The 18,679-nt window shown below is 73.3% G+C and carries 15 protein-coding genes and 1 pseudogene; 6 read left to right on the forward strand and 10 right to left on the reverse strand.

The window, feature by feature from the left end; all coding sequences use genetic code 11:
* Positions 1–10: 10 nt before the first annotated feature.
* Positions 11–907, reverse strand: coding sequence for an alkaline phosphatase family protein (locus tag AB0O09_RS07420; protein WP_363540606.1), 897 nt, complete (start codon positions 905–907; stop codon positions 11–13).
* Positions 908–1,356: 449 nt separating this feature from the next.
* Between AB0O09_RS07420 and AB0O09_RS07425 the strand changes: the two genes are divergently transcribed.
* Positions 1,357–2,691: an L-serine ammonia-lyase gene (locus AB0O09_RS07425; protein WP_363540607.1), complete on the forward strand. Its 1,335-nt coding sequence runs from the start codon at positions 1,357–1,359 to the stop codon at positions 2,689–2,691.
* 36 nt (positions 2,692–2,727) lie between these two features.
* Here the strand turns inward: AB0O09_RS07425 and AB0O09_RS07430 are convergent, their stop codons facing one another.
* The gene (locus AB0O09_RS07430) at positions 2,728–3,744 is read right to left on the reverse strand and encodes a hypothetical protein (RefSeq protein WP_363540608.1); all 1,017 of its coding nucleotides are present in this window, start codon (positions 3,742–3,744) and stop codon (positions 2,728–2,730) included.
* Between the two features lie 387 nt (positions 3,745–4,131).
* Between AB0O09_RS07430 and AB0O09_RS07435 the strand changes: the two genes are divergently transcribed.
* Complete coding sequence (locus AB0O09_RS07435) at positions 4,132–4,335, forward strand: hypothetical protein (protein WP_363540609.1); 204 nt, start codon at positions 4,132–4,134, stop codon at positions 4,333–4,335.
* Between the two features lie 40 nt (positions 4,336–4,375).
* Here the strand turns inward: AB0O09_RS07435 and AB0O09_RS07440 are convergent, their stop codons facing one another.
* Positions 4,376–5,518: an acyltransferase family protein gene (locus AB0O09_RS07440; RefSeq protein ID WP_363540610.1), complete on the reverse strand. Its 1,143-nt coding sequence runs from the start codon at positions 5,516–5,518 to the stop codon at positions 4,376–4,378.
* A gap of 233 nt (positions 5,519–5,751) precedes the next feature.
* Here AB0O09_RS07440 and AB0O09_RS07445 point away from each other — a divergent pair, with 233 nt between their 5' ends.
* Positions 5,752–6,339: a GNAT family protein gene (locus tag AB0O09_RS07445; protein WP_363540611.1), complete on the forward strand. Its 588-nt coding sequence runs from the start codon at positions 5,752–5,754 to the stop codon at positions 6,337–6,339.
* An 81-nt stretch (positions 6,340–6,420) separates the two neighbouring features.
* On the opposite strand, the gene AB0O09_RS07450 is transcribed toward AB0O09_RS07445, so the two are convergent.
* The 7 genes and pseudogenes from AB0O09_RS07450 to AB0O09_RS07480 form a co-directional block, all read right to left on the reverse strand.
* Entirely contained in the window at positions 6,421–7,104 is a 684-nt protein-coding gene (locus AB0O09_RS07450) for a DUF998 domain-containing protein (protein ID WP_363540612.1), read from the reverse strand.
* Positions 7,105–7,213: 109 nt separating this feature from the next.
* Positions 7,214–8,005, reverse strand: a complete 792-nt coding sequence (locus AB0O09_RS07455; RefSeq protein ID WP_363540613.1) for a maleylpyruvate isomerase family mycothiol-dependent enzyme — start codon at positions 8,003–8,005, stop codon at positions 7,214–7,216.
* Positions 8,006–8,239: 234 nt separating this feature from the next.
* The gene (locus AB0O09_RS07460; RefSeq protein ID WP_363540614.1) at positions 8,240–10,084 is read right to left on the reverse strand and encodes a hypothetical protein; all 1,845 of its coding nucleotides are present in this window, start codon (positions 10,082–10,084) and stop codon (positions 8,240–8,242) included.
* Positions 10,085–10,391: 307 nt separating this feature from the next.
* Positions 10,392–11,507, reverse strand: coding sequence for a chitinase (locus tag AB0O09_RS07465; RefSeq protein WP_363540749.1), 1,116 nt, complete (start codon positions 11,505–11,507; stop codon positions 10,392–10,394).
* A gap of 42 nt (positions 11,508–11,549) precedes the next feature.
* A pseudogene (locus tag AB0O09_RS07470) lies at positions 11,550–12,104 on the reverse strand (carbohydrate binding domain-containing protein); the annotation flags it as partial.
* Between the two features lie 339 nt (positions 12,105–12,443).
* Entirely contained in the window at positions 12,444–13,946 is a 1,503-nt protein-coding gene (locus tag AB0O09_RS07475) for a long-chain fatty acid--CoA ligase (protein ID WP_363540615.1), read from the reverse strand.
* Positions 13,943–15,040: a TauD/TfdA family dioxygenase gene (locus tag AB0O09_RS07480; protein ID WP_363540616.1), complete on the reverse strand. Its 1,098-nt coding sequence runs from the start codon at positions 15,038–15,040 to the stop codon at positions 13,943–13,945. Before AB0O09_RS07480 ends, AB0O09_RS07475 begins: the two co-directional genes overlap by 4 nt.
* A 162-nt stretch (positions 15,041–15,202) precedes the next feature.
* On the opposite strand from AB0O09_RS07480, the gene AB0O09_RS07485 reads away from it, so the two are divergent.
* The 3 genes from AB0O09_RS07485 to AB0O09_RS07495 all read left to right on the forward strand — a co-directional run bounded on the left by AB0O09_RS07485 (position 15,203) and on the right by AB0O09_RS07495 (position 18,637).
* Positions 15,203–16,216: an AraC family transcriptional regulator ligand-binding domain-containing protein gene (locus tag AB0O09_RS07485; protein WP_363540617.1), complete on the forward strand. Its 1,014-nt coding sequence runs from the start codon at positions 15,203–15,205 to the stop codon at positions 16,214–16,216.
* 336 nt (positions 16,217–16,552) lie between these two features.
* Positions 16,553–17,611: a 3-keto-5-aminohexanoate cleavage protein gene (locus AB0O09_RS07490; protein ID WP_363540618.1), complete on the forward strand. Its 1,059-nt coding sequence runs from the start codon at positions 16,553–16,555 to the stop codon at positions 17,609–17,611.
* A 51-nt stretch (positions 17,612–17,662) separates the two neighbouring features.
* Positions 17,663–18,637, forward strand: a complete 975-nt coding sequence (locus AB0O09_RS07495) for a quinone oxidoreductase (RefSeq protein WP_363540619.1) — start codon at positions 17,663–17,665, stop codon at positions 18,635–18,637.
* Positions 18,638–18,679: the final 42 nt, after the last annotated feature.

Below are 18,679 nucleotides of genomic sequence, written 5' to 3' on the forward strand. Positions count from 1 at the left end.
CGGTGTGCCGTCAGTTCCAGACGCCGCTGATGTCGGAGGCACCGGCGGCCTTGCCCGCGTGGCTGCCGACCCCGGCGAGGTCCTCCAGGGTGCGGAGCATGTCGTAGTGGTTGTACTTGGTGGTCGGCTGGGAGCCGGCCTTCACGGGCTGTCCGTAGAGGACGGTGGGGATCTGGTTGCCGCTGTGCTTGTTGTCCTCGTCGTAGGTGATGACGAGCAGGCTGTTGTGGGTCTTGGCCCAGGAGGCGTAGGCGTCGAGGTTCTTCTTGAGCCAGCCGTCGCCGGTGCCGATCGAGCAGTCGTGCATGTCGGAGCAGAGGTTCGGGACGACGAAGGAGACCGTGGGCAGCTTCGAGAAGTCGGACGGGAACTGCCCGAAGGTGTGGCCCGTGTTGGCGGGCACGTTCTTGAAGGCGAACCAGGGGTTGTGCTTCTGCGCGTACTTGCCGCTCTTGCAGGTGGTGGAGCCCTCGCCGGGCAGCCCCTCGTTGTAGCTGCCCCAGGTCTTCTTCGCCGCGATCAGCTCGGAGCCCAGGTTCGCGGCGGTCATGGAGCCGGCCTGGTAGCAGCCGTCGCCGCTGATGCCCTGGGTGCCGCCGGAGAACAGCGCGAAGTAGTTCGGCTGGCTGGGGTGGGTGATGCCGTACGAGGCCTTCAGCACGGCGCCGCCCTTGGCGAGCTGGTTGATGTAGGGCGCGTCCTTGCTGCCGATGATCTGGTTGTACGCGTGGTTCTCCATCACGACCACGACGACGTGGTCCGGCTTCGGCACGGTCGCCGCGGCAGAGGCCGCACCGGTGCCGGTCAGGGTGGTGGCGAGGCCGGCGGCCGCGGCCGTCGGCACGGCGACGGCGAGCGCGATCTTCTTCCGGCTGCGGCGATGGCGGCCGGGGGTGCTGATGGGCATGCCTGTCTCCTGTGTGAGGGGAGGATGGGGGTGGCCCGGTACGTCGGCGGCGGCGCCCGGCTGCCGGTCCGAACCGGACTCGACAGTTCTCCACCGACCGGGGTGCGTCAAGCGCTCGTCGGCCGGCGTCCTCCGCTCTGTCGAAACCGGATCAAATCCTTGAACGGCCGTGCCCGTGCGGGGCCGGGGCACCGCCGGGTCGACGCCCCGGCGAGCGCCGCCAAAACTGTGTTGGCCAACCGGGCACGGACGGGGGCCGGTTCGGGCGGCGGCACCGACTCCGATCGTCCACGTCGATGACGGAGCGTCATGAACCACCCCTGAAAGGCCTGGTGCGGGGTGCAGGGGGCCGGTCGCGCCCGTTCGCGCCGGTGGCGGTCGCGCGCCACCGCACGGGACCGGTCGGCGGTAGACCGGCAGCCCCTGACCGACCGTTCCTGGAGTCCACTGTGATCAGCGTGTTCGACCTGTTCCGCATCGGCATCGGACCGTCCAGCTCCCACACGGTGGCGCCGATGCGTGCCGCGCACCGCTTCGTCCGGACGCTCGGCGAGGACGGCGTGCTGGCCGACGTCGCGACCATCGAGATCGAACTGTTCGGCTCACTGGCCGCCACCGGCGTCGGCCACGGCACCGACAAGGCCGTGCTGCTGGGACTCGCCGGCGAGCAGCCGGAATCGGTCGACGTCACCACCGCCGACGAGCGGTTCCGCCGGCTCAGCGCCGAGCACCGGGTCCGGCTGCCGGGATCGCCGACCGCCGTCGACTTCACCCTGGTCCTCCACCACCGGTTCCGGCCGGCCGCCCACCCGAACGCCATGACCTTCACGGCGTTCGGCCGGAACGGCACCGTCCTGGGCAGCCGGACCTTCTACTCCGTCGGGGGCGGCTTCCTGCTCCACGAGGCCGAGGACGCGCCGCAGGACGTCCCCCACCCCTTCACCGACGCCGGGCAGCTCCTCCGCCTGGCCGGGGACGGCCGGATCAGCGACGTGATGCTGGCGAACGAGACCGCCCGCCGGCCCGAGAGCGAGGTCCGCAGCCGACTGCTGCACCTGTGGGACGTCATGCGCGACTGCGTCGACCGCGGTTGCCGTGCGGAGGGGACCCTGCCCGGCGGACTCGACGTCCCCCGCCGCGCCCCGGCACTGCACCGCCGGCTCCAGCAGCACGGCGCCTCCGCCGACCCGCTGCAGGCCATGGACTGGGTGGCGCTCTGGGCGCTGGCGGTCAACGAGGAGAACGCCGCCGGGGGCCGGGTCGTCACGGCGCCGACCAACGGCGCGGCGGGTGTCCTCCCCTCCGTGCTGCACCACTACCACCGGTTCGTCCCCGGCGCCGACGAGGACGGCACCGTGCGCTTCCTCCTCACGGCCGCCGCCGTCGGCATCGTCGTCAAGCGCAACGCCTCCATCTCCGGCGCCGAGGTCGGCTGTCAGGGGGAGGTCGGCACCGCCGCCGCCATGGCCGCCGCCGGTCTGACGGAAGTCCTGGGCGGCAGCCCCGGACAGGTGGAGAACGCCGCGGAGATCGCCCTGGAGCACCACCTCGGCCTGACCTGCGACCCGGTCGCCGGCCTCGTCCAGATCCCCTGCATCGAACGCAACGCCGTCGGTGCGCTCAAGGCCGTCGCCGCGGCCCGGCTCGCCCTGAACGGCGACGGGCGGCACCTCGTCCCGCTCGACACCGCCGTCCGCACCCTGCGCGACACCGGGGCCGACATGAGCAGCAAGTACAAGGAGACCGCGCGCGGCGGCCTCGCCGTCAACTTCCTCCGGTGCTGACGGAACGGCGGAACGGCCGACGGTTCCAGTGCCGCGTCAGGAGGCCGGGCCGTTCACGGGGGCGGAGCCGGCCTGCGGCTCGTCTCCCCACTCCCAGTACAGCCCGTAGACGCCGGGGCCGGCCTCGGGAACGACCCCGCAGGCCTGGCCCGTCGACGAGATCCGCACCTCCTCCAGGGTCTGCAGCGGGGCGTCGTGGCTGGGCCGCCAGGCGAGCTCGCAGCCCGCCGGCAGCATCCGCCGGTGGAATCGCGCCCGCAGCACCAGGTTCTTGCTGGGGAAGCGCACCATCCGCTCGTACTGCGTCTCCACCTCGGACGACGGGTACGCGTAGCTGTACTCGATCACCGTGGCCTGGCCGCGGCGCAGCGGCAGGTCGAAGAGGAGCTCGGCGGCGGCGAAGCCCTCCTTGCCGGCCGCCGTGCGCCGCCGGCCGAGCCGGCATCCCACCAGGTCGGTGACGCCGGGCGCGCCGTCGGTGGAGGAGTCGGCGCGGGTGAGCAGGACCAGCCGGTCGGCGCCGTCGTCCAGGGCGCGGAGGATCTGCAGCACGTCGACGCGCTGCTCCTCGCGCTGTTCTCCGATGTGGACGTCGATCCGGGTGTGGAGGTTCTCCAGGCGGGCGTTGTTCCGCGGGTCGAAGTCGGCGAGGACACCGCCGACCTCGGGGTCGCCGAAGGTGCTGGCGTAGTCGATCGATCCGGGTATGTGGTTGATCCAGCGGCCGCGGGGGCGCCGCGGTCCGAGCAACACGATCAGGGAGTCCGGTCGCAGTGCCAGCACCTCCTCCAACGCCCGGACGACGGTGAGCGATTCGGCGCGTTCGGGCCGGCTGCGGCCGCGCTGCCAGTAGCTCAGGCTGGAGACGCTGACCTGCAGTCCGCGGCCGGCCAGTCGGCGCTGGATCCCTTCGAGGCCGAGTCCGCTCTCGCGGATGGCCGTGCGCAGCGCGAGGTCGAAGGGCCCCGTGCGCAGCGCGTGGAGGAGTTCGGCCGACGGTGCCGGGGAGGTCTGCCGGGAGGATGAACGGGTCAGGATGCACCTACCTCGCACAGGGACCGCACCGGTCGGCGGTCACTCCGATTGTCCGGGAATGTACCGGCGATGATCATGAAAATTCAACACGGACCGGACTTACCGGTCAGTAGCCGACCGGGGAGGACCACCCGCCGCACCTGCGGGCGGTCGGGACGGGCGGCGCCACCCGGGCACGCGCCGGGGCGATCACAGGCCGGATCCCGAAACCCCTGGCCGGATCGGAGAATTGACTATCAGTCGCCATCCTTGCCAGGAACGCCCATTCCCGCCGTGGGCACCGATGGGCGGCCGGACGGGTTTCCTCCGGACAGATCCGGGACGTCCCCGGATCCTCCGCGGCCCGGCCACCGCCGCCGTCCACCTGGACGTGACGGACACCGGGGCGGGCCGATCCGGGTGGCGGTGGCCGGTCATACGACCCTCCTGCGGCTGCCGCGGGTCCTCGACACCCTGGAGGCGCTGCCCCGGGACCGGGCGATCGAACTCGACCTGAGCGCGCTGCGCCACCTCGACCACTCCTGCCGCACCGCACTCCAGGAGTGGGCGGGCCGCCACGACGAACACGGCGTCGAGGCGGTCCGGGTGCCGGAGTCGGTGCTCGGCTGACCGCACGGCCGGCCGGCACCGGCCCACCGGCCCACCGGTGCTACGGCACCAGCCGGGCCACCCCGGTCGCCCGGTGCATCAGCGCCTCCAGCGGACCGCGGGCGAAGCGTGCCGTCCACAGCCCGGCCGCCACCAGCGTCCCGGCGACGAACGCGGTGAACAGCGGCAGCGGCGGCCCCGGATCCAGCCGGATCCCGAGCAGCACGACCACCAGGACGTGCGCCACGTACGCCGTCAGCGACAGCCGTCCCACCGCGGCCACCGCCGCCACCACGGCCGCGCCCGTGCCGGTCGCCGCCGGGCCGCTCCTCCCGGCGGGCCGTGCGGTGAGCTCCAGGCAGCCGGCGACCAGCAGCAGGGCGAACCCCAGGGCGCCCAGCACCTCGAAGCTCGTCCCGGTGTGCGGCGCCGCACCCAGCAGCCCGGCCGCGTCCCCGGGGTCGACGGCGCCGGCCCCCTCCTGCGGCACCGCCGCACCCAGCAGCCGCACCGCGAGCCAGGAGCCCCCGTACCCGAGGGCCAGCAGTCCCGCACCGACGGCCGCGGCCCGGCGCCGGACGGCCGGCCCGGAGGGGTCGAGGCGGGCCAGGGCCATCCCGGCGAGCACGAACGGCATCCAGGTGGCGGCCGGGTAGGCGCCGGTGAGCAACGGCTCGGCGAGGCGCTGCGGCAGGAGGTCGGCCGCCCCGGCCGTCCGCAGCGCGTACGACAGCTGGGGGGCGAGCAGGGCCCAGGCGGCGGCGAGGCCGGCGAGGACGCCGGCGGGCAGCCGGAGCAGCGGCAGGGCCAGCAGGAAGTAGGCGCCGTACGCGGTGAGGATGAGGCTGATCGGCGGGTCGAGGGCGTCCAGGGCGGTGCCGAGGGCGATCAGCAGGACGGCTCGGACGGCGATCCGGGCGGCCGACCGCCGGGCGTCCCGGCCCGTCCCCGGGCGGCGGCCGGCGAGCAGGACCAGCGAGCAGCCGGCCAGCACGGCGAACAGCGCGGAGGCCCGCCCATGGGCGAGGCCCATGGCGGCACCGACCGGACCTCCCGTCTCCGGGTCGGGCCCGAGGTGCGCGGCGAACATCCCGAACACGGCGAGGCCCCGGGCCAGGTCGAGTCCGGCCAGGCGGGCGGGACGCGGCCCCGGCCGCTGGTCGCGGCGCTCCGCGGCGGTCGCCGGCCCGGCGGTTTCTGACATGCCGTCCACTCTGCCGGGCCGGCCCGGGGGGTGCATCGGGCGATCGGCGGACGCCGTCACCCGCCGACCGGGGGGGGTGGCACGGCCCGCCCCCGGGCGGGACCGACGGCCGGACGCCGCCCGGGCCTGCGGGGTGCGGGCCACCCGGTCCTGCCGGGTGCGGGCCGCCAGGTGCAGGCCGGGCTCCGGCATACCCCTGTCAGGAATCGCGGGGCGGGGTTAGCCTGCTCGGCATGGCACCACGGCCCCTCGCGCCCGTCGTCCTGCACGGCCGGTACGTCCGGCTGGAGCCGCTGACCACGGCGCACGTACCCGACCTGCACCTCGCGGGCAGCCGCGACGACGGCCTCTGGCAGTGGCTGCCGGTGGTCACTCCCTACACGCTCGGCGAGATGCACATGCTGGTCGAACAGCGGCTCGCCCAGCAGTCGGCGGGGAACGCGGTGATGTTCGCGATCGTCCCGGCGGGCTCCACCCGGGCCGCCGGCTGGATCGCGTACACCGACATCGCGATCGTCGACGAGCGTTTGGACATCGGCTGGCACTGGGCCGCGCGGAACACCTGGGAGACCCCGATGACCGCCGAGGCCCACTTCCTCCTGCTCCGCCACGCCTTCGACGACCTGGGCTTCGGCCGTGTCCAGTGGCAGGTCGACCACCTCGACGTGCGCACCCAGCTCACGCTGTCCGGCCTCGGCGCCGTCCGGGAGGGGCCGCTGCGCCGCCACGCGCGGCGCTCGGACGGCACCTGGCGCGACACCCTCGTCTACGCGGTGCTCGCCACGGAGTGGCGGGACGGCCTCCGTGCGGGGCTGCTCTGAACGCGGCCCCGCGCTCCCCGGGAACGGTCCCGGGGAGCGCGGGGCGACGGGGGCGCGGTCCGCGCCCGGGGATGTCCGGAATCAGGCCGGAGCCGGACCGGGTGAGGCCGTGGACGCGATCGCGCCGATCGCCGCGCTCTTGACGAGCCACGCGACACCGAACGCGAACACCGACACCGCCTCGCCGACGTAGGTCAGGGTCAGCGGGAGGTCCCACGCGAAGTGCAGCACGCCGGCCGCGGCGATCATGACGGTGCAGCCGACGACGACCCAACCGCACACCAGGTAGACCGCGTTGTGGATGCGGTGTCCCGGCCGGCCCCGGCTGTCGCCGAACAGCCGCAGGCAGAAGAACGCGAGCAGGCCGAACAGCCCTGCGGCGAAGCAGAGGTGGAGGATGCCGACCGTCGTCTGCACCTGGGTGGGGTGCGGGGTGACGGACGTCGGCGGCAGGGTGGGGAACATCGCCACCAGGATCGCGAACACCCCGGCCAGTGAGCTCAGCCGGTCCTCGCGTCGGTCGTGGCGGTAGCAGATCAGGAAGACGCCGATGGCGCACAGACTGCCGACGAAGACGTTGCGCATGTGCGTGTAGTACGACGCGCTCATGGAGGCGAGCAGTGTGAGCCGCGCCGACGTGATGATGTTTCCGACGAGGAGGACGATCGGCAGGAGGAACCCGATGACGCCGACGCCGAAGCGGAGGCGCTGAACGGTCTGCGGGTCCTGGGCCTGCGGGTCGAATCCGGAGTCACGGTGGGTCATGAGACGCTCCCTCAGCCACCCGGAATGCTCAGTACCTCCCGATTTTCCCGGACCCGTGTACCTCGAAACCGCGCCACGCGCGCGTCGAATTCACGCCATCCCCGCGGACTCAGAAAGCGGAGTGGGCGAACCAGTGCGCCAGCAGCTCCGCATCCCCCTCCCGGGCGACGGCGTCCGCACCGAGGGAGGGCCGTCCGTACACGAGCAGCAGCAGGTCGGCGGCGGCTCCCCGGACGGTCGCGTCGGCGGGGGCCGATCCGTCGTCGGCGGGGTCGAGGCCGAAGCCGTCCGGCCGCAGGCGGACCAGCCAGCTCTCGTCCCCGTCGGTCGCGCGGAAGCGGATCGTGCGGTCGTCCGCGCGGAGCTCGGCCACCCCGGGGGCGAACAGGCCCGCGAACGGGAGGTTGGTCAGGAACTCGTCCACGCCGTCGGCGGCGAGCGTGCGGTCGACCTCCGGCCGCACCCCGAGGGCCAGCTCCGCGTCGACCCGGTGCACCAGGGTCTCGAACAGCATCCGGCGCGCCCAGAACCGGGCGTGCCGGTCGGCGCCCCAGGCCCACATGGGGGCGTCCGGGTCGGTGGCCCGGAAGGCGTCCGCCGCGACCGCCGCGCTCCCGGCCAGCCAGTCGGCCCACCCGTCGTCGCCGGCGGGCAGCTGCAGGTCGACGTCGCGGCTGCGCGGCGGCTCCTGGATGCGCCCGTGCAGCAGCACCGAGAACCAGCGGTGCACGCTGCCCGCGTGCCGGACCAGGTCGGCCAGCGTCCAGCCGGGGCAACTCGGCACCGGGGTCGCGAAGTCGGCGCCGTCGAGGGCCGCCGCGAAGCGGGCGGTCTCCGCGGCGACGGCCGCACGGTGGTCGATCGGGGCGGTCCCGGGGAGCCGGAGGCCGGACGTCGTCATACCAGTTGCGCCTCTCTGGAGGGAACGGCGCTCCCGGTGGATCGCGGGCTTCCACGGATGCGGACCTCGTGCGCCGACTCGACCGTAGACTCAATGGTTCATATGGTCAACCATTGAGCCCACCATTCGATCTGTGTCCGACATCACCCATGTCGTCGCGGGCGCCGGCTTCCGCTCCGCACCGTCCGACGGCACCGGCGGCGGCCCGGATGCCGGGTCGCCGCCGATCGACCGCTAGTTCACGTCGAAGGCGTAGTAGTAGGCGTCGTACACCGTCCCGTCGGCGTCCGTCTGATAGACGTAGACGAGGTGCTGCCCACTCGTGTCGGGCGCCCACGACACCTGGGCCGTGCCGTCGGCCCCGGGGGCGACGGTCGTCTCCGGCCCCCAGTCGAAGGAGTAGGTGTAGGAGGCCACGTCCGGCATCGTCGGGGCGAAGGTGAAGGTACCGGTGACGCCGACGCCGCCGGCGTTGACGGGCGTGCCGGTGTCCTCCGGGTAGACGTCCGAGGTGACCGTCGGCGAGGTGTCCACGAAGGCGAACCAGCGGTAGGGGGAGCTCACCCAGCCGTTCGTGCTGTGGCTGCGCACCTCGATCTGGGTCGGCCCGGTCACCGGCGGGAGCGTGATCGACGCGGTGCCGTCCGCGGCGGCGGTCACGGTCTGCGCTTCGGCGTAGCCCACCTTCACCGTGTAGCTGTCCACCGGCCGAACGTTCGCGTTCGGCGCCATGTGGAGGGTCACCGGCACCCCGGGGCGCACCTTGGGCGGGTCGGGCGTCACGACGGGCGAGGTGTCACCGACGAGGACCCGGTAGGTCGTGACCGCCGACACGTTGTACGCTCGGTCGAAGGTGCGGACCGACAGCGTCCGCGGACCGGAGTCCGGCGGGAACAGGCTCACCGAGGCCGACCCGCCGAGGGTGTCGGCACGGACGTAGCCGGGACCGCTGAAGGGGTCGCGCCACTGCGGCACCCCGTGGTCACCGGTGTTCACCACCCCGGGGACACCGAGGTCGCCCCAGGCGTACTGATAGGCCGCCACGTCTGGCACGCCCGCCGCGGCGAAGGTGAACTGCACCGGCTCACCGCCGGGTGTCCACTGCTCGGCGGGGTAGTTCGCCGACGTCACCACCGGAGCGGCGGACGGCGCAGTGGCGTCGACGTGGAAGTAGCAGGGCCGCGACCACGCGGAGGTGTCGGCGCGGTCGTCGCCCTGGACCTGCCAGGCGTACGTCCCGCCGTCGGCGAGGAGACCGGCCGGCACGTGCCCCTCCCCCTCGTAGCCGCTGCCCATCGAGTCCTGGGTGAACTCCGTGCGCTGTTCCTTGTGCCCCACCGGCCAGACGGCGAAGCGACCCGTCAGCGTGCGGTCGCCGGCGTCCGCGTCGTGCAGCATGGCCCCCAGCACCGGGGTCAGGGTCCTGACGTACGGGTACGGCTCCTCGGTGGCGCAGGGCTGGTACTGGGTGAAGAGGTCGGTGGGCGCGCCGGGCGGCGTGTTGTACGTGGGGTACAACCGGATCCCGCGCGAGCCGCTGAGCCGGCGACCCAGGGCGGTGTTCGCCTCGTCGGCCGCGGGCAGGCGCAGTTCGATCGACAGCGTCGGGCGGTTCGCCGCCACGGCGGCCGCGGCGGCGCTCGTGAGGTCGAACTGCAGGTACTGGGCCGGACAGGCCTGGCTGCCACCGACGGTGCCGAGCAGTTGCTTCTCGGTCGGGGCGTTGCGCCAGGTGATGTCGTCGGTCTTCGGCACCGTCTGCCAGACCTCGATGGCGCGCTGCGCGCAGGCCTGCGCCTGGGACTCGCCGAAGGTGAGGTTGGCCTTGAGCACGTGTGTGGCGGCGAACCCGGCCAGGTCGAAGGTCGCGTAGACACGCGACGTGTGCGCGGTGCCCGCCTCGTCGAGCCAGGCTCCGAGCGGGATGTCCTCGCCGGAGGACACCGGATGGGCCGTCAGGGGCGCCTGCGCATCGGTGTACGCCAGGGAGAGCCGCGGCGCCTCCTGGATGACGGAATCGGCGGCGGCGGGCGGGGCGGGGACGAGCACTCCCCCCAACCCCAGTGCGGCCGCTGCCATGCCGGCCGCGGCGGATCGTATGCCCAGTCTTCGTCTCAAGCCGAGAACTCCTTCTGAGGCCCCGTGGGGCGTCGTCGATTGGCGGCGACCATAGTGTCAGAACGTATGCGGAGCAGGGGGACCGGCCACCTGCCTGCGCACGGCGGCTCATCGCCCCCGGTCCACCGGCCGGGATCGCGGCGACGCCCGACGGCCCGCGCCCCGGGCCCGGACCGGAGGGCAGGTCGGTCGGTGACCGACTGCGGCTCGGGGCCGTGCACCGGGGGCGCGGGGTTCAGCGGGACGTCGACGGGACGCCAGTGGGAGGTCAGCGGCCCTGGAGGGCCTTGGCGTTGTCGCCGAAGGTCCAGCCCTTCGAGCCGTCCCAGTTGATCGACCAGGTCATGAGTCCCTTCAGCGAGCCGCCGAAGGCGTTCCACGACTGGCCGACCAGGCTCGGCGCCATGTAGCCGCCGCCCGCACCGGACTGGGCCGGCAGGCCGGGCACCTGCTTGTCGTAGGGCACCTTCACGGTGGTGCCCTGGATGACCAGGCCGTTGTTCAGGCAGGTGGTCTGCGCGGTGAAGCCCTGGACGGTGCCGGCCTGGTAGGAGTCGCCGGAGCAGCCGTACATGCTGCCGTTGTAGTACTGCATGTTCAGCCACCAGAGGCGGCCGTTGTCGACGTACTTCTTGATGATCGGCAGGTAGGCGCCCCAGATCGAGCCGTAGGTGACGCTTCCGCCGGTGACGTACGCGGTCTCGGGCGCCATGGTCAGGCCGAAGCCCGGGGGCATCTGGGCCAGCACGCCGTCGATGATGCGCACCAGGTTGGCCTGGGAGGCGGAGAGGGTGGTGATGCTGCCGCTGCCGGAGAGGCCGGTCTCGATGTCGATGTCGATCCCGTCGAAGTTGTACTTCTTGAGGATCGGGACGACGGTCGCGACGAACCTGTCGGCGACGGCGCTGGAGCTCAGGTCGATGCCCGCGGCGGCACCGCCGATGGACATCAGGATCGTCGCCCCGGCCGCCTTGGCCTGGCACATCTCGGCGGGGGTCGAGACCTTGACGCCCGCGTCCATGCCGTCCTGCCACAGGACGGTGCCGTCCGAGAGGATCACCGGGAAGGCGGCGTTGACGACGTTGTAGCCGTGCGCGGCGATCCGGCCGTCCGTGATCGGCACCCAGCCCATGCCGGGGTGGACGCCGTTGGAGGCGCCGTCCCAGTTCTCCCAGTAGCCCTGCAGGACCTTGCCGGACGGCTTCGGCTTCGTGGGGCAGGTGTCGCCCGTCGAACTGCCGCTGGGCGAGGCGCTGATGGTCGGGCTGCCGGACGGGCTGGTGCTGGTGGAGGGAGAGGTGCTGGTGCTCGGCGAGGCGCTGGTCGACGGGCTGGCGCTGGAGCTCGGCGAGGGGCTGCTGCCGCCGGGGCCGGTGAGCGACACGTCGTCCGCGTAGTACGCGGGCTGCCCGTACCAGCCGTGCACGTAGACGGTCACCGAGGTGGTGGTCGCCCCGGTGGTGAAGCTGACGCTCAGCTGGCCGTACGACGCGTTGTTCGGCGTCCAGGTGGAGGGGGCGGTGGTGAGGCCGGTGCCGGTGGCGCCGAGGTAGACGTAGCTGCCCTGGACGTAGGCGCTCAGCGTGTACTGGGAGTTGGGCTGCACGCTGACGGTCTGCGCACACTGGGCGGTGTCCTGGCCGGTCGGCGTGGCCTTGAGCGCGGAGGTGCCGGCGTGGACCGGGCTGCCGACGGCCGTGCCGGAGCCGCCGGAGCAGGTCCAGCCGGAGAGCCCGCTCTCGAATCCGGGGTTGGCGAGCAGGTTGGTGGTGGCGGCCCCGGCCGTGACGGAGCCGGCCACCGCGATGCCGCCGCCGATGACGGCGGCGGCGCTCACCCCGGCGACGGCGCGCCTCAGGACGGTCGAACCGTGCGCGGCGTGGCGGGCGCGGTGCACCTGCGGGGCGCGTTCGAAGCCGGGCTCCGGACAGGGGCGGACGTCGCCCGGGGGACGCGGGGGCCGCGACCTTCGACGGAACATGCAGTGCTCCCTTCCCGCCGGACGTCAGTCATGGGCATGACTAGTACGTGGGGGTGTGACGCCCGGCTGCGGGTGAGGTGGGGACATGTGGGGGCTGTGCCGGTCCGGATCGTAGGAGGGGCGACGAGGCGCGGTCAATAGGTCTGGACCAATAGCGCGGGCTGCGGTCCGGCCGAGCAGGGGTAATGCCCGCAAGTTCCGTTTACGGGAAAGCCGATGAGTACTCCTCGGCCACCGCGGGCAGGTCGACCCGAACCGACGCATCCTTCAACGCGACCAGCCCGGAAGGCCGTTGTGCGGTCGACCTGCCGCTGCGGCCCGCGGCGGAGCGGAGCCGGGTCAGGTCGCCGCGGGCTGCTCGACCACGATCTCGCGCTTGAGGATCTTGCCGGTGGCGCCCTTGGGGAGCTGCTCGACGAAGGTGACGATCCGGGGGTACTTGTAGGCGGCGACCCGGCGCTTGACGTGCTCGCGGATCAGGTCGGCGGTGGCGTGCGCACCCTCCCGGAGGACGATCACGGCGGCGATCTCCTCCCCGTGGTGCTCGTGCGGGACACCGACGACCGCCGCCTCGGCCACCGCCGGGTGCTCGTACAGCACCTCCTCGACCTCCCTCGGGTAGACGTTGTACCCGCCGCGGATGATCAGGTCCTTCTTGCGGTCGACGATGTAGTAGTAGCCGTCCTCGTCGACCCGGGCCAGGTCGCCGCTGTGGAACCAGCCGTCCTGGAAGGCCTCCTCGGTCGCCTCCGGCCGGTTCCAGTACCCCTTCATCACGTTCTCGCCGCGGATCGCGATCTCGCCGACCTCGCCGGGCCCGGCCGGGCTGCGGTCGGCGGCCACGAGCCTGAGTTCCACGCCGCGGACCGGGAGACCGATCGAGCCGGCCCGGCGGGGCCGGCCGGGGTGGTTGAACGAGGCCACCGGGGCGGTCTCGGAGAGTCCGTACCCCTCCAGCACGACGGTGCCGAACGAGCGCTCGAAGGTGTGCAGCACCTCGACGGGCAGCGCGGCGCCGCCCGACACGGCCAGCCGCACCTGCGGGAGGTCCCGGCCGTCCGGGGCGACGGTGTTGAGCAGCGCGGTGTACATGGTGGGAACGCCGAGGAAGACGGTGGCGCCGTCCCGCCGGAGGATCTCCAGGGCCTGCCGGGGGTCGAAGCGCGGCAGCAGGGTGAGGGCGGCGCCGGCCGCGACGGCGGCGTTCATCGCGCAGGTCTGCCCGAAGGCGTGGAACAGCGGGAGGCCGCCGAACAGGACGTCCTCCGGACCGAGTTCGAAGAGCGTCTCGACGCAGGTCACGGCGTTGCTGAGCAGGTTGCGGTGGGTGAGCTCGGCGCCCTTCGGCGTACCCGTGGTACCCGAGGTGTAGAGGATCACCGCGGTGTCCTCGGCGGCCCGCTCGGCGACCCCGTGCAGCGGCGGGATGCTGCCGAGCAGGGTGTCGAAGGCGGTGGCCTCGACGACCAGGCTGCCGACCCCGGCGTCCGCGGCGGCCTCGGCGACCTCGTAGGCGAAGGGCGGGGCGGTCAGGACGGTGCGGGCCCCGGAGTCCCGCAGGACGAAGGCCATCTCACGGGCCTTCAGCAGCGGGTTCATCGGCACCACGACGGCGCCGGCGCGCAGCACGGCGTAGTAGGCGACGGGGAAGAGCGCGACGTTGGGCAGGACCAGGGCCACCCGGTCGCCGGGCCGGACGCCGTCGGCGTGCAGCAGGGCGGCCAGCCGGGCGCTGGCGTCCTCCAGCCGGGCGTAGCTCAGGACGGTCCCGTCCTGCCGGACGGCGGTCCGTTCCCCGTGCTCCCGGGCCGAGGTCACCAGGAGCGAGGCGAGGTTGGTCATGGCGTGGTCTCCTTCGGGGCGAGCCGGTGGTGGCTCCGGTACGGGAGGCGGACCGTGCGGTCCGCCCGGTGCTGCGGGGTGATCACGTCGCGGGGCGGGACGCCGCCGCGGCCGGGGGCGGTGTCGGCCCGGTGCGGGTCCGCCCACAGGGCGGGCGGCAGCGGCCGGCCCTGGCGCAGGGCGAGCCAGAGCCGCAGCAGGTGGCGGCGGTGTCCGGGACCGTCCCGGTAGGCGGAACGGGAGTGCAGGACGGCGAGGTTGTTGACCAGCAGCAGGTCGCCGGCCTCCAGGTCGAGGTCGAGGCGGGCCGCCGGGGAGGAGGCCGCCCCGTCGATCAGGTCGAACAGTTCGGTGTCGGCCGGCTCCAGCCGCGGCGCGTCGGGGAACCGCTGCGCGGACTCCAGGTGGCACCGGTGGTAGCGCAGGCTGAGCCGGCCGGCGTGCCAGCAGGCGAGGGGCACGGTGTCGTAGGGGCGCTCGCCCGGGCCGTGCTCCTCCCTGCGGTCCACGGCGTACCGGCGGTAGAGGCGGCGTGCCAGGTCGGGGCGGTGCGCCAGGACGGCGTTGTGGACGGCGGCGGAGCTGGCCAGGCCGATCCGTCCGCCCGCGGCGGCCGGGCGCAGGCAGAGCAGGGCGAGGACGTCGGAGCCGTCGGTGTGGAACCCGAGGGCGTTGCGGGTCTGGTAGCCGCGGGTCGCGGGATCGGCCGGCGTCCGGCCGGTGTCGCGGACGTGGCCGAGCAGGTGGCCGGCGGCGTTCTGGGAGACCGGGGTGCCGAGGTGCCGGCCGATCCCCCAGAGGACGTTGGCCGCCGCGCCCGCGCCGTACCGGTCGACCGGCAGGCCCTTCACCAGGACGAAGCCCCGGCCGTTCTCCAACTCATCGGCGATGCGGTCCAGTTCGGCGGTGAGGGTCGGCAGCGGGAAGTCCGCCGCGGTCGACCTCAGCAGGGTGGTTCCGCGACTGCGTGCGGTGTGCAGTGCGGCGTCCAGCTCGGCGAGGTGCGCCGGCGACAGCCGGACGGTCCACGCGTCGCGGCCCGCCAGGTCGGGGCCGTGCCAGGCGGCCGGTCCGGTGAGGTGCTCCTGCAGCATTCCGTGGGCTCCTTCCCCCGCCGGGCGGCCGTCCGCCGCCGGGGGCCGGACTGCCGACCTGCTCGGCGGTGGTGCAACGCTAGGAGTCCGCCGATCGCACTGCTTGACTTCACGTGACAGTTGGCTTACCACTTGGGGACATTCTCCGAGGGAGTTGATCCCGTGAGGCCACTGGTCCGCACCGCCGCGCTGAGCGGATACGTCGAGCTGAGCCGGTCGCTCGGCCTCGACCCGCAGCCGCTGATGAAGCGGGTCGGTCTGGACGCCGCCGGCCTCGCGGTGCAGGACCGGTGGATCTCCGGCGCGGCCGTGGTCCACCTGCTGGAGCTCTCGGCCGCCGCCGCCCGGCACGAGGACTTCGGCCTGCGGATGTCCGAGTTCCGGCGGTTCTCCAGCCTCGGCCCGATCAGCCTCGTCCTGCGCGAGGAGCCGGACGTGCGCAGCGCGCTCGGGCTCATGCTCCGGCACGAGCACATGTACAACGAGGTGCTGCACACCCGGCTCTCCGAACGCGACGGCCTGGCGACGATCAAGGTCGGGCTGGACCTCGGCGAACCGATGGAGCACCGCCAGGCGACCGAACTGGCCGTGGGGGCCTTCCACCGCGTCCTGCTGGGCTTCCTCGGCGCCCACTGGCGTCCGCTGTCCGTCTGCTTCACCCATCCCGCCCCGGCGGACACCGGCACCCACCGGCGGGTCTTCGGTTCGACGGTGGAGTTCGGCCGGGAGTTCGACGGCATCGTCTTCTACGCGGGCGACCTCGACTCGCCCAACGCGATGTCCGACCCGCAGCTGCGGACGTACGCCCGGCAGTACTTCGAGGCGATCGCCGTCCCCCGGGACACCACCGTGCCGGACCGGGTGCGCGAGCTGATCGAGGTGCTGCTGCCGACCGGGCGCTGCTCGATCGAGCAGGTCGCCCGCAGCCTGGGCGTGGACCGGCGCACGGTGCACCGCCATCTCGCGCAGTCGGGCGAGACCTTCTCCTCGCTGCTCAACGCGACGCGGGTGCAGCTCGCCGAGCAGTTCGTGGCCAACGGCCGGCGGTCGCTCACCGAGATCGCCGACCTGCTGGGGTTCTCGGCGCCCAGCGCGTTCTCCCGCTGGTTCCGCGAGCGGTTCGGCTGCACCGCCCGGGAGTGGCGCGAGCGCCGGGGGCAGACCGCGGAGCACTGACCGCGTCGGCGCCCGGGGACGGTGTCCCCAAATGGAAAGTCCGCTGTCACCCACGGTCAAGCACGGCCGCCCGGCGCGCCCTACCTTTGCTGCACCGCGAGAGACCGCCGGCCCCGCAACGACGGGCCGGGCGGCGGCCCACCCTCAGCCTCCGCCCCGCCGGCCGGGAGCACCACGCCGTCCGGGCCCCGTCCGCCGGGCCGGACCCGCACCGCCCCGCCCCGCAGCGCTCAGCACCGCAGCGCCCAGCACCGAAGCGGCTCGCGCCACGGCGCCCCGTACCGCGGCGTCCCTCGCCGCACCGGCGCCCACCCCATCCGACGAAGGAGACGGACCGTGCACTTCCTCGACGACTCCCTGCTGCCCGAGAACCAGCAGAAGCTGGTCATCCAGGCCGCGCCCTACGGGCCCGAGTGGCTGCCCGGCGACGCCCCCGACCTGCCGCTCACCATGGACGAGCACGTGCAGGCGGCCGTCGACTGCTACAACGCGGGCGCCACCGTCCTGCACATCCACGTCCGCGAGCTGGACGGCAAGGGCTCCAAGCGGCTGTCGATGTTCAACGAGCTGGTCGGCCGGCTGCGCCAGGCGGTGCCCGACATGGTGCTGCAGATCGGCGGCTCGATCTCCTTCGCCCCCGAGGGCGAGGGCGCGGACGCCGAGTGGCTGTCCTACGACACCCGGCACATGCTCGCGGAGCTGGACCCCAAGCCGGACCAGGTCACCATCGCGATCAACACCAGCCAGATGAACATCGTCGAGATCATGACGGCGGACGACCTGGAGGGCACCTCGATCGCCAAGCCCGAGTACTACCGCGCGTACCGCGACATGTACCTGGAGGCCGGGCCGGAGTTCTACCTGGAGCACCTGGCGCGGCTGCGGGACAAGGGCATCCAGCCGCACTTCCAGCTGGCCACCATCGCCCAGCTGGAGACCGTCGAGCGGCTGATCCGCTCCGGCGTGTACACCGGGCCGCTGGTGCTCAACTACGTGGCCATCGGCGGCGGTTTCGCCGGCCGGCACCCCGCCGACCTGATCGAGTTCGTCCGCCGCACGCCGGACGGCGCGGTGCTCACCATCGAGAGCTCGATGCGCGCCGTCGCCCCGATGAACGCCATCGGCATCGCCCTCGGCTGCCACGTGCGCGTCGGCAACGAGGACAACCTGTGGGGCCGCAAGGGCGAGCGGATGACCTCGGTGCAGCAGGTCGAGCAGATGGTCACGATCGCCGACGCCCTCGGCCGCGACGTCGCGACCGGCGCCGAGGCGAAGGAGATCTACCACCTCGGCGAGTACTACGCGGACACCGAGGAGACCCTGGCGCAGCTCGGCATGGTGCCGAACCGCCGCCCCGGGCAGCGCGGCTTCATGCTCCGCGACGTCAAGCACTGACCCCCGCGGCACACCACGACCAGCCCCGAGACCAGAGCAACGGAGCACCCCATGGCCCACGCCATCCGCTTCCACGAGACCGGCGGCCCCGACGTCCTGCGCTGGGAGGAGGTCGAGGTCGGGGCGCCGGGCCCGGGCGAGGTCCGGATCCGCCACGCGGCGGTCGGCCTCAACTTCGCCGACACCTACTTCCGGACGGGGCTCTACCCCGCCCCGCTGCCCGCCGGGCTCGGCGTGGAGGGGGCCGGCACGGTGGAGGCCGTCGGCCCCGGCGTCACCGGCTTCGCCGAGGGCGACCGGGTCACCTACACCGGCAGCCCGCTCGGCGCCTACAGCACCGAACGGGTCATGCCCACCGGCTCGTTGATCAAGCTCCCCGACGCGATCGGCTTCGAGACGGCCGCCGCCATGACCATGCGCGGCCTCACCTCCGCCTACCTGCTGCGCCGGATCCACCCGCTGAAGGCCGGCGACACGGTGCTGCTGCACGCGGCGGCGGGCGGCGTCGGCCTGATCCTCTGCCAGTGGGCCAAGCTCCTCGGCCTCACCGTGATCGGCACGGTCTCCAGCACCGAGAAGGCCGAACTCGCCCGCGCCCACGGCTGCGACCACGTCGTTCACTACCGCGAGGAGGACGTCGCCGCCCGGGTGCGGGAGCTCACCGGCGGCGAGGGCGTGCCGGTCGTCTTCGACAGCGTCGGGCGGACCACCTTCGCCGGGTCGCTCGCCTCGCTGCGGCGACGCGGGCTGCTGGTCTGCTTCGGCACCGCCTCCGGACCCGTCCCGCCGATCGACGCCATGCAACTCGCCCTGCACGGGTCGGTGTTCGTGACCAGGCCGGCACTCGCCGACTACATCGCGGACCCGGCCGAACGCGCCGAGCTCGCGGGCGAGCTCTTCGGCCACGTCGCCGCCGGCCGGATCAGGATCGAGATCAACCAGCGCTACTCGCTCAAGGACGCCGCACAGGCGCACCGCGACCTGGAGGGCGGCCGGACCACCGGCTCCTCCGTCTTCGTCCTCTGACCCGCGCCGCGGACCCCACCCGCACCGCGGACCCCGCACCCG

The organism is Kitasatospora sp. NPDC093679, assembly GCF_040683455.1.
GTDB classification, from domain to species: Bacteria; Actinomycetota; Actinomycetes; order Streptomycetales; family Streptomycetaceae; genus Kitasatospora; species Kitasatospora arboriphila.